The following is a 9,816-nucleotide window of genomic DNA, read 5'->3' on the forward strand; positions in this document are numbered from 1 at the left end:
GAATGCGTATTCTTTCAGGGTTCTGCCTTCTTCTGGTTCTGGTCACGGCGACGGCTTGCGGCAGTCTCCAGTCCGAGGCCAGTTACCCGGATCCCGAGCGGGACAATCTCTACAAGCACGGCAGTCTCCTGGGAGAGGAAGGCTTTGTCCTGTTCGGCGAGGGCCGGGACAGGGACAAGGAGGAAAATACCGGAATCGGCGTGAACGGCTTTCTGTGGCGCGCCTCGCTGGATACCGTATCCTTCATGCCCATCGCCTCGGCCGATCCCTTTGGCGGCGTGATTCTCACAGACTGGTACTCGGCCCCCGAAAATCCGGGCGAGCGCAGCAAGCTGAACATCCATATCCTGGACCGCCAGCTGCGGGCTGACGGCGTGCGCGTCTCCGTCTTCCGCCAGCAGCAGGATGAAAACGGCAACTGGGCCGATGTGCCTGTATCGCCGGAAACCGCCCGGACCCTGGAAGACACCATTCTGACCCGCGCCCGCCAGATGCGGGTGGCCATCGAGGAAGAAGGGCAGGAGTAGGAATACAGAAACCAGAAAAGCTTCTGGTTTCTGGCCTTCTGTCTTCAGGCTTCTGATTCCCGGTACCGGTACCCGACCCCATACAGGGTCTCGATCTGGGCAAAGTCATCGTCCACAGCCCGGAATTTCTTGCGCAGCCGCTTGATGTGGCTGTCGATAGTGCGGTCATCCACATAGATGTGTTCGCCATATGCGGCATCCATCAGCTGGTCCCGGTTCTTGACGTGTCCCGGCCGCTGGGCCAGGGCCTTCACCAGCAGAAATTCCGTTACGGTCAGGTCGACCTGCTTTCCCTTCCAGGTGCAGGAATGGCGCGATCCGTCCAGCACCAGGTCACCGCGGGTCAGGATGCTGCCCGGCTCCCCCGCCGCCTTGCCCTGGGTCACCGCCTCCCGGCGCAGCAGGGCGCGGATCCGCTCCACCAGCAAGCGCTGGGAAAACGGCTTGGTGATATAGTCGTCGGCCCCCATGCGAAGGCCCATGACCTCGTCCAGCTCGTCATCCTTTGATGTCAGGAAGATCACCGGAAGACTGGATGTCTGGCGCAGACGGGAGAGGACCTCCATACCGTCCATGCGCGGCATCTTGATGTCCAGCACCGCCAGGTTCGGCGGACGGGCCGCGATGGCGCGCAGGGCTTCCTCGCCGTCACTGTAGGTCCGCACCTCGAACCCTTCTGCCTCCAGGGCCATGGCCACGGACGTCAGGATGTTGCGGTCGTCATCCACAAGGATAATATTCTGCGCCATAACCTGTTTTCCCTACTCAACAGCTTCTGCCGTGTATACGCCCCATACATCCTGGCGGCGGACCCAGCCCTCTTCCTCGTCCAGGGCAATACGGCACCAGGTGGAGTCTTTCGGGCATTCCTCCAGCGCGGCAATCACGCCGGGTTCCAGCTGGGCCAGAACAGCCGAATCGGCCACCGGCTTGCGGCGCAGGGGCCTGACGGCACCGGTCACCACGACAGCCCGCTGGCCGGACACAAGGCTCTGATGCACCCAGCCCTCGGCCCCTTCCCAGTCACGGATGCGGCGCCAGGTATCGAATTCTGCCGTGATTTCCACCGGCATGCCGCGGCGCACAAAGATCCACTCGATGGGATAGATGGTCCCCGGACCGGTCCGCAGGGACACTTCAGCGGCCTTGAGAGTGACAAACCGCGGCACCGGAAGGCCGCTGCCCCTCAGCTGGGGGGGCGTGGCGTTCCTGTCGGCGGCCATCGCACCACTGGCCAGAAACGCCAAGAATAGCAGCAGGACGCACACACTTTTCACAAGAGTTCGAAACATGGCCGGAAGCCGTCTTTCATTCAGACAGGACATTCCGGTGTTATACCTCCAACAGCCTGTGAATGAAACAGGGGAATGCCGGTGCCTGCCGGAACGAGGAAACCCCGCTTCAGAGTGTTGCCGCGGACGCGCAGATTCTCGCGTATTCCCGAAAGGCGGCATTCTCTTCACCCTTCAGAACACGCTCCCGTGGCATGGGATTTTCCCGCGTCGAGTCAGGAATGTAGGAAATTTTTCCGGAGGAATCCCGGACCACCAGCCCCTTGTGCTTTGGCCCCTCCACAGACTGGCCATAAATATTGAAAAGGGCTGCGCCGGCCGGATCCATGACCACAGGATAGTGCACAGCAGTCCAGCTGCCACCTGACCCGAAAACAGGGCCCAGTTTCTGCAGAAGGGCGGGACAGTCAGTCTTCTGATTTTCAGCAGAAGCAGTACCTGTGGTCAGGCGAATTATCCCTCCTATGCATGCCAAGGCCGTCAAGGTCACCAAACCGAGTGCAGTAGTTCTGCTGTGTGTCATCGCAATCTCCCTGTTGAAAAGCACCGGATATTCATATCGTGACATGCTGTTTTACTTTCAGCAACCAATGGTTTTTGACGATGCCGCGCAAAGCTGCACCCTCACAGTGACGGAAATTGCGCAATCCTTCTCTTTTTCTTTCCCACACCTTCCTGCTACACAGGCCCCATGTTCATCGAATCCGGCCACTATGCCCTGATCCTGGCGCTGATCGTTGCCTGTATGCAGGGAACGCTGCCTCTGGCCGGGGCCGTCCGGGGTTATGAAAGACTGATGGCCACGGCCCGGCCGGCAGCCCTGCTGCAGTTTTTCCTTGTGGCACTGGCGTTTGCAACCCTGACATACGCGTACATCACGTCGGATTTCAGCGTCCTGAACGTAGCGGCCAACAGCCATTCGGCCAAACCCCTGCTGTACAAAATCACTGGCGTGTGGGGCAACCACGAGGGATCCATGCTGCTGTGGGTCCTGATCCTGTCGGGGTGCGGAGCCGCACTGGCCCTGTTTCCGCGGACCATGCCCGCCCTTCTGCGCACCCGGGCCCTGGGAATCCATGGGCTTCTGGGCGCCATGACCCTTCTGTACATCCTGGTGGCCTCCAGTCCCTTTGTGCGCCTGCCCCTTTCCCCGGCTGACGGCCAGGACCTGAACCCCCTGCTGCAGGATCCCGGCCTGGCCTTTCATCCACCTTTTCTTTATCTGGGCTATGTGGGCTTTTCGGTGCCTTTCTCCCTGGCCATCGCGGCCCTTCTGGAAAACCGGGCCGACGCGCCATGGGTCCGGCTGGCCCGTCCATGGACACTGGTGGCCTGGATCAGCCTGACCCTGGGGATCGCGCTGGGATCCTGGTGGGCCTATTACGAGCTGGGCTGGGGCGGCTGGTGGTTCTGGGACCCGGTAGAGAATGCTTCCCTGCTTCCCTGGCTGTGCGGCACGGCCCTGGTCCATTCCCTGGTGGTGACAGAGCGGCGCAATGCGCTGAAAGCCTGGACCCTCCTGCTGGCCCTGATCACTTTTGGCCTGTCCCTGCTGGGCACATTCCTGGTGCGCTCGGGCATCATCACCTCGGTCCATGCCTTTGCCACCGATCCCGCCCGGGGCCTGTTCATTCTGGCCATCCTGGCCCTGACCATGGGCAGCGCCCTGACCCTGTACGCCCTGCGCGCGCCCCGTCTGGACCCGGGCCCGACCTTCCCCCCTGTCAGCCGCGAGGGGGCCATCCTTCTGAACAACCTGCTTCTGTCCACCGCAGCCGCCACTATCCTGCTGGGCACCCTGTATCCCCTGCTGTCAGAACTTCTGGGCCTCGGGTCCGTCACTGTCGGCCCGCCCTGGTTCACCATCACGGTCCTGCCCCTGCTGGTCCCCATGGCGCTTGCCGTGGGCGCCGGGCCCTTCCTGGCCTGGAAGCGGGGAGACCTGCGTCCTGTGCTGCAGTCCGCTGGAAAGGCCGCGCTGCTGACTCTGGCCATCACCCTGGGCACGGCCTACGCCCTGGGCCTGAAGCCTGTGCTGGCCATAGCCGCGCTGGCCCTGGGCGTCTGGATCCTGGCCTGCGTGGCCAGCGACGCAGCGGACCGGATTCATCTGTTCCGGGCCCCTGTGATGGAAACCCTGGCCCGGGTCCGTGGCCTGCCCCTGTCCTTTGCAGGCATGACGCTGGCCCACGCGGGTCTGGGCATCGCCATTATCGGCATGGCCGGATCCCTGTGGACCAGCGAGAGGATCGTGTCCCTGCGTCCCGGCCAGACTGTAGACGTGGCCGGATACACCCTGGTGTTTGAAGGTTACAGGACCATTCCCGGTCCCAACTGGCTGGCCGACCAGGGGACCTTCCGGGTCAAGGACATGGTGGCTACCCTGTATCCTGAAAAACGCTGGTACCCTGTCGCCAGCGCAACAACGACCGAGGCCGCCATCCACACGGGCCTGTCCGGGAATATCTATGTGGCCCTGGGCAATACCACACCGGAAGGAGCGTGGACCGTGCGCGTCTGGCACCATCCCCTGGTGGTCTGGATCTGGGCCGGCGCCGGAATCATGGCTGCTGGCGGCGCTGTGTCCCTGGCCGGACGGCGAACAGGAAAGGAAAACCCGGCATGAAGCGTCTGGCTGTCATAACTCCTCTTGTCGTGTTTGTGGCACTGGGTCTGGTTCTGGCTTTCAGCACAGGGCGGGATCCATCCATCGCCCCCTCGGCCCTGATCGGCAAGCCTTTACCGGAATTTGTTATCTGGAATAAAACAAAGTCGGGAATGCACAGTGATGAACTTCATCTGGGCCCGGGACAGAAGCCGGATGTCACCCTGGTCAATTTCTTCGCCACCTGGTGTGTGCCCTGTGTGGCCGAGCACCCCGTCCTGATGGCCCTGAAAGAAAAAGGCGTCACCATCTCCGGCATCCTGTACAGGGATGACCTGGAGAAAGCTGACGAATGGCTTGAACAGCGGGGCAATCCCTATCTGCGCACCGGCAGTGACGATCAGGGCATTGCCGCCACGGCCTTTGCCATTTCCGGCATTCCGGAAACCTTTGTCATTGATCCGGACGGCATCATCCGGTACCGCCACGCCGGCCCCCTGACACAGGACGTGGTGGACCGGGAGATCCTGCCCCTGGTGAAGGCCCTGCGCCGATGAAACCGGTTCTCTTCCTGCTCCTGCTCTTTTTTGCTGTCCCAGTCCTGGCCGTGGAACCGGACGAGATGCTGGCCGATCCCGTCCTGGAACAGCAGGCCCGGGACATCGGTCATGCCCTGCACTGTCCCGTGTGCCAGAGCGAGAGCGTGGAAAATTCTCCGGCGCCCATGGCCCGGGACCTGCGCCGCCTGGTCCGCGAACAGCTGCAGGCCGGCTGGACGCCGGACCAGATCCGGCAGGACATCGTGAAACGGTACGGAGACAGGATCCTGCTGAAACCGCCATTCAGGGCCTCAACGCTCCTGCTGTGGCTGGGCCCGGCCACGATCCTGCTGGTCGCCGCTATGGGAATCGCCCTGTGGTTCCGCAGACAGGGAAAAGAATCATGACCTTCTGGATCGCCGCCGCTGTTCTGACAGCCCTTGTTACCGCTGTCCTGCTCCATCCGCTCCTGCGGCCGGAAAAGGACCAAAGCAAGCCCCTGCGCCTTCTGGCCGGAAGCCTGGCTGTTCTTGTTCCCCTGTCTGCCCTGGGGCTTTATCTGGCCTTGGGAAGTTCCGGCCTGGCCGGAAGCAGGCCCCCTGCCCGCCCCTCTCCCCCCGCCGCTGTACGGCAGGAACTGGGCCGCCTGGTGCAGCACCTGCAGCAGGAACCCCGGGACCTGGAAGGCTGGATCCTGCTGGCCGAAACGTACCAGGCCATGGGGCGCCATCCGGAAGCCGCAGCGGTATGGCGACACGTGGAGAATATGGGCGGTCCGGTTCCCCCATCCGGCAGCATTGTACAGCCCGGACAAATCAGATAACCTTTGCCGCCTGTCTGGCCTGTCTTTCCAGGAGAAACCATGCGTCCTTTCCTTCACCCCGTTCTTGCGGCTCTCCTTGCCATGGCAGCGGCGTCTGCCCAGGCAAACCCCATGGGCGAGATTTCGGGAACCGTCAACGCCCCCCCGGGCGAAACCCTGGAAGGTGTCCAGGTCTCCCTGTGCGAACCCGTCGCCCAGGCCTGTATCCCTGTGATCAGCACCTGGATCGAGGGAACCCCCTCCACAGCGGCTTTCAGCTTTGCTGATATCTCTTCCGACGTGACCCTGCGGCTGGTGGGCCACCGGGACATCAACCTGGACCCCAATCCTGCGAACGGTGATTTCTACGCAGTTCTGGACAATATCAGCGCCCCTGCGCAGGGCCTTGTCCTGAACCTGCAGAGAATAGGGCCACCCGGGGCCGCTGATCCCCGGTTTGTCCTCAAAGGCGCCCTCTACGGCCCGCCCAGGGAGGATCTGGCAGGCACCACTGTCCGGGCCTGCAGGGGGCCTTCGGACTGTGTCCAGGTCACGGCCACGCCGGAACCCTGGGGCGGCGGCGGCAAATACAGCATTTCTGTCCCCGGACGCGGTCCCTGGGAACTGCAGGCCTGGAAAGACATCAATGGAGATGGCCAGATCAACGCCGGTGATCTGGAAGGACATCTGCAGAAGCTGGAACCACCCCAGTATTCCGCAGGCATCATGATCACCCCCGTGGGGGGCGCCGCCGGAACCCTGCAGCAGCAGGGGCAGGCAAACACTTCTGCCGCTCCCATGCCGGCATCGGCACCACCCGCTGCTTCCACAGCCTCTGTCCCTGCGCCGGCTGAACTGGCGGGGTCGTGGTCGTACGAGGGGCGCGGCAAGGAGCTGGTGATGGAGCAGCAGCTCTATTATTCCCAGACGGGAACAGCGCCGGGACAGCACCTGTTCTCCTTCGGCCAGCAGGGCATCTACGGCACCGATGTGGGCGCAAGGCAGGTGACCACACCAAAGGATGTGGCCCGCACCATGTATCTTGCCATCCTGCCCGACAGCAGCTTTACCTGGGTCACCCACAAGACAGTGTACCGGGACAAGGGATGCGAGGACCGCACCCGTTCGGACAAGCGGGGAACCTTGCTGCCCCGGAACGGAAAGCTGGTTTTTCAGATCGAAAGCGGCGAAGAAAGTTTTGAGGACTCCTGCAGCGCGGCCCGCAATGCAAAAAGCAGAATTGCCCCGCGGGACGAGGAATACACGGCCGTGCAGGAAGCCGGCGGCCTGCGCCTGACCGGGCCTGGCGGCGTGAACTGGCTGTTGCAGAGGAAGTAGGGTGTGAGTATATCCCCCGGAACCCGCACCGGTGTCTACCCGGGTACCTTTGACCCGGTCACAAAAGGCCACATGGATATCATCCAGCGGGCCCTGAAAACCGTGGACCGCCTGATCGTGGCCGTGGCCTCGAACGAGGGCAAGAGCCCCCTGTTTTCCGCCGCTGAAAGGGTCACCCTGATCCAGAACGAGGTCATCCGGGATATTTCACAGCCAGGCCGGATCGAGGTGGTGGCCTTTGACACCCTGCTGATGCATTTTGCCCGGTCCGTGAGCGCCAGCGCCGTCATCCGGGGCCTGCGGGCCGTGTCGGACTTCGAGTACGAATTCCAGATGGCGTCCATGAACCACAGGCTGGAGCCGGATATCGAGACCGTATTCCTGATGGCCTCTGACAGACACCAGTTCATCTCTTCCCGTTTCGTCAAGGAAATCCACCGCCTGGGCGGGGACGTAACCCACTTTGTCTCCCCCGCGGTGGCAGAGGCCCTGCAGAAAAAGCTGTCCGGAGGGTGAATTGCAATCTCTGGCTGTCCAACAGGACAGGATCCTGTTGCCCCCGAATACAGGTTAATCTATAAACACCCGTCCGCCGGAACTGTAATGGAGTCCCGACAATGCCCGGTACCAGGCTTCCCAAAGGCTATCGCCCCACGGAAAAGGAAAAATACATGGCCCCCCCCATGCTGGAATATTTCCGGCAAAAGCTTCTGGCCTGGAAACAGGAACTGCTGCGGGAATCCACAGAAACCCTGGCGGAGCTTCAGCACGATGGCGGCATGCAGGAGCCTGACATCACCGACCGCGCCTCGCTGGAGACCGACCGCTCGCTGGAATTCCGGACGCGGGACCGGGAGCGCAAGCTGATCATCAAGATTGACGAGGCGCTGGAGCGGATCCGCGACGGCACCTATGGCTTCTGCGAGGAAACGGGCGAGCCCATCGGCATCCGCCGTCTGGAAGCCCGGCCCATCGCCACCCTGGGGCTCGAGGCCCAGGAGAGGCATGAGCGCATGGAACGCACCCACCGGGACGATACCTGATACTGAAACCCGCCCCCTTACCTCTCCCTCTGAGGGAGAGGTCGCGATCGCGTCGTAGCGAAGCAAAGACGGGGAGCGGGTGAGGGGTCGCAAGGAAGACTCCTTCTCAATACCCCTCGCCCGACCCGCCTCGCTCTGCCCGGTGTGTCGACCCCTCCCTCAGGGGAACCTTGCATAACAACCCTTCGCCCATGGTTCGACAGGCTCACCATGAGGCTCAGGGGATGCAGAAAACCCTCATCCTGAGACCTTACCCTGAGCCTGTCGAAGGGTGTCGAAGGATCGGGGATTTTCTGGTTATGCAAGAGATCTGTTCTACAGCGGAATGTCGCCGCTGTTGCCTTCAGAGGATTCTGGCGGGGTATCTTCTTCAGATTCAGGAGACGGATCAGCCTCCTCCCCCGTCCCTGGCTTTTCAGCCAGTTTCTGCAGGGCCTTCACGTCACCGGCCAGTTTTTCCCGGACCTCTTCGGGGAAAGCCTCTTCCAGGGCCTGGGTTCCTTTTTCCAGCAGCGGGCGGCTCTGGAATTCCTGGAACCATTCAGGCTGGCTCTCTTCCGGCACCGCATGGTTCACGCCCATGAACACCAGCGTGAGCAAAAGCCCGGCGCGGGCCAGGCCGAACACGAACCCCAGCCCCCTGTCCAGACCGTTGAGCTGGGCCGCCTCGGCTTTGGCACGGAACATGGAAAAGAGCATGCGGCTGACCAGGTACAGGACCAGGAACGATCCACCCCCGGCCACCAGGTTTGTGACCACAGGCATGTCGATATACCCGGCCACAAGATCCCGCGCATGGGGAAAAAGAATGACGGTGGCCACCACAGCCACCAGCAGGGCCAGGATGGCCGCCACCTCACGCACGATTCCACGGACAAAGCCCAGCATGGCCGACCACACCAGGATGGCCAGGATGACCATGTCCAGGGTCTGGAAGGGAAAGTCGCCGTCCATGGGCTATCTCACCGCTTCCGCAGCAGGCGCGCCCGGTACAGCAGGAGCCGGGTCTGTCAGGTCCGGCAGCTGTTCTGTCGTCCGGCCATTCTCTCCTCCCGCAGGTTCAGGGGGTTTGCTGTCTGTCCCTGCAGGCTCCCTGTCGTCTGCCGCTTCCATTTCCAGGCCTTTGGGGGCCAGCTCGCGCAGGAAGTCCGCGCCGGAGGCCAGCAGGGTCCTGGTACGGGCTTCCTTCATCCAGACCGGCTGTTCGTCTGTTTTCCAGATCCACGTGGCCAGAAGCCACATCAGACTGACCAGCAGGGCGCCGCGGGCAATGCCGAAAGCAGCCCCCAGGGACCGGTCCACGGCGTTCAGGGCCGAACTGCGGATACTGCGCGATATAAAGTGGGTGATGATGGCGCATATGGCCAGGATGACCGCAAAAGCAATCACCAGGGCCAGGATAGTCACGACCATGTCCCAGGCCATGTACTCTTCCACAAACTCCCGCGCGCCTGGAATGGATTCCAGAAAGGACCCCGTGGTGGACTCGATCAGGGGGCCAATCTCGCGGGCCCCGAAATACGCGGCGACCCACCCGGACACAGACAGGATTTCGTGCACAAATCCCCGGGAAAACGCCAGAACGGCGGACACAAGAACGATGGCGATGATGACCAGATCAAACACATTTACGGGCAGGGATTCCATCAGGGCTTACCTGTCTGTTGGAC

General features: G+C 62.3%; 13 protein-coding genes. 8 read left to right on the forward strand and 5 right to left on the reverse strand.

Going from position 1 to position 9,816, the window contains the following annotated elements; genetic code table 11:
• The first annotated feature begins 2 nt into the window (after nucleotides 1–2).
• On the forward strand, nucleotides 3–527 hold the full coding sequence (locus M3O22_02985; GenBank protein MDP9195723.1) for a DUF3576 domain-containing protein: 525 nt from the start codon (nucleotides 3–5) through the stop codon (nucleotides 525–527).
• Between the two features lie 44 nt (nucleotides 528–571).
• Here the strand turns inward: M3O22_02985 and M3O22_02990 are convergent, their stop codons facing one another.
• The 3 genes from M3O22_02990 to M3O22_03000 form a co-directional block, all read right to left on the reverse strand.
• Nucleotides 572–1,276 (reverse strand): response regulator transcription factor, encoded by a 705-nt coding sequence (locus M3O22_02990; protein MDP9195724.1) that lies wholly within the window; start codon nucleotides 1,274–1,276, stop codon nucleotides 572–574.
• A 12-nt stretch (nucleotides 1,277–1,288) separates the two neighbouring features.
• Nucleotides 1,289–1,819: an SH3 domain-containing protein gene (locus M3O22_02995; protein ID MDP9195725.1), complete on the reverse strand. Its 531-nt coding sequence runs from the start codon at nucleotides 1,817–1,819 to the stop codon at nucleotides 1,289–1,291.
• Between the two features lie 109 nt (nucleotides 1,820–1,928).
• A complete protein-coding gene (locus M3O22_03000; protein MDP9195726.1) occupies nucleotides 1,929–2,165 on the reverse strand; it encodes a hypothetical protein in 237 nt (78 codons plus the stop codon).
• 345 nt (nucleotides 2,166–2,510) lie between these two features.
• Here M3O22_03000 and M3O22_03005 point away from each other — a divergent pair, with 345 nt between their 5' ends.
• From M3O22_03005 to dksA, 7 genes are all read left to right on the forward strand, one after another.
• Nucleotides 2,511–4,445, forward strand: coding sequence for a heme lyase CcmF/NrfE family subunit (locus M3O22_03005; protein ID MDP9195727.1), 1,935 nt, complete (start codon nucleotides 2,511–2,513; stop codon nucleotides 4,443–4,445).
• Nucleotides 4,442–4,981 (forward strand): DsbE family thiol:disulfide interchange protein, encoded by a 540-nt coding sequence (locus M3O22_03010; protein MDP9195728.1) that lies wholly within the window; start codon nucleotides 4,442–4,444, stop codon nucleotides 4,979–4,981. The genes M3O22_03005 and M3O22_03010 overlap by 4 nt, the downstream gene beginning before the upstream one ends.
• Entirely contained in the window at nucleotides 4,978–5,370 is a 393-nt protein-coding gene (locus M3O22_03015) for a cytochrome c-type biogenesis protein CcmH (protein MDP9195729.1), read from the forward strand. The genes M3O22_03010 and M3O22_03015 overlap by 4 nt, the downstream gene beginning before the upstream one ends.
• On the forward strand, nucleotides 5,367–5,786 hold the full coding sequence (locus M3O22_03020; GenBank protein MDP9195730.1) for a hypothetical protein: 420 nt from the start codon (nucleotides 5,367–5,369) through the stop codon (nucleotides 5,784–5,786). Before M3O22_03015 ends, M3O22_03020 begins: the two co-directional genes overlap by 4 nt.
• A gap of 39 nt (nucleotides 5,787–5,825) precedes the next feature.
• Nucleotides 5,826–7,103, forward strand: a complete 1,278-nt coding sequence (locus tag M3O22_03025) for a hypothetical protein (protein ID MDP9195731.1) — start codon at nucleotides 5,826–5,828, stop codon at nucleotides 7,101–7,103.
• A 9-nt stretch (nucleotides 7,104–7,112) separates the two neighbouring features.
• Nucleotides 7,113–7,619 (forward strand): pantetheine-phosphate adenylyltransferase, encoded by a 507-nt coding sequence (coaD, locus tag M3O22_03030; GenBank protein ID MDP9195732.1) that lies wholly within the window; start codon nucleotides 7,113–7,115, stop codon nucleotides 7,617–7,619.
• A gap of 101 nt (nucleotides 7,620–7,720) precedes the next feature.
• Nucleotides 7,721–8,146 (forward strand): RNA polymerase-binding protein DksA, encoded by a 426-nt coding sequence (gene dksA, locus M3O22_03035; protein ID MDP9195733.1) that lies wholly within the window; start codon nucleotides 7,721–7,723, stop codon nucleotides 8,144–8,146.
• A gap of 315 nt (nucleotides 8,147–8,461) precedes the next feature.
• Here the strand turns inward: dksA and M3O22_03040 are convergent, their stop codons facing one another.
• Both M3O22_03040 and M3O22_03045 read right to left on the reverse strand, forming a co-directional pair.
• Nucleotides 8,462–9,100: a CvpA family protein gene (locus M3O22_03040; protein MDP9195734.1), complete on the reverse strand. Its 639-nt coding sequence runs from the start codon at nucleotides 9,098–9,100 to the stop codon at nucleotides 8,462–8,464.
• Between the two features lie 3 nt (nucleotides 9,101–9,103).
• Nucleotides 9,104–9,793, reverse strand: a complete 690-nt coding sequence (locus M3O22_03045) for a CvpA family protein (GenBank protein ID MDP9195735.1) — start codon at nucleotides 9,791–9,793, stop codon at nucleotides 9,104–9,106.
• Nucleotides 9,794–9,816: the final 23 nt, after the last annotated feature.

The organism is Pseudomonadota bacterium (assembly GCA_030775045.1).
In the GTDB taxonomy this organism is placed as follows: domain Bacteria; phylum Pseudomonadota; class Alphaproteobacteria; order JALYJY01; family JALYJY01; genus JALYJY01.

Bases quoted from the DNA above. Each gene is read 5' to 3' on its own strand.
- M3O22_02985 (MDP9195723.1), top strand. From the start codon at position 3: ATGCGTATTCTTTCAGGGTTCTGCCTTCTTCTGGTTCTGGTCACGGCG.
- M3O22_02990 (MDP9195724.1), bottom strand. From the start codon at position 1,276: ATGGCGCAGAATATTATCCTTGTGGATGACGACCGCAACATCCTGACG.
- M3O22_02995 (MDP9195725.1), bottom strand. From the start codon at position 1,819: ATGTTTCGAACTCTTGTGAAAAGTGTGTGCGTCCTGCTGCTATTCTTG.
- M3O22_03005 (MDP9195727.1), top strand. From the start codon at position 2,511: ATGTTCATCGAATCCGGCCACTATGCCCTGATCCTGGCGCTGATCGTT.
- M3O22_03010 (MDP9195728.1), top strand. From the start codon at position 4,442: ATGAAGCGTCTGGCTGTCATAACTCCTCTTGTCGTGTTTGTGGCACTG.
- M3O22_03015 (MDP9195729.1), top strand. From the start codon at position 4,978: ATGAAACCGGTTCTCTTCCTGCTCCTGCTCTTTTTTGCTGTCCCAGTC.
- M3O22_03020 (MDP9195730.1), top strand. From the start codon at position 5,367: ATGACCTTCTGGATCGCCGCCGCTGTTCTGACAGCCCTTGTTACCGCT.
- M3O22_03025 (MDP9195731.1), top strand. From the start codon at position 5,826: ATGCGTCCTTTCCTTCACCCCGTTCTTGCGGCTCTCCTTGCCATGGCA.
- dksA (MDP9195733.1), top strand. From the start codon at position 7,721: ATGCCCGGTACCAGGCTTCCCAAAGGCTATCGCCCCACGGAAAAGGAA.
- M3O22_03040 (MDP9195734.1), bottom strand. From the start codon at position 9,100: ATGGACGGCGACTTTCCCTTCCAGACCCTGGACATGGTCATCCTGGCC.
- M3O22_03045 (MDP9195735.1), bottom strand. From the start codon at position 9,793: ATGGAATCCCTGCCCGTAAATGTGTTTGATCTGGTCATCATCGCCATC.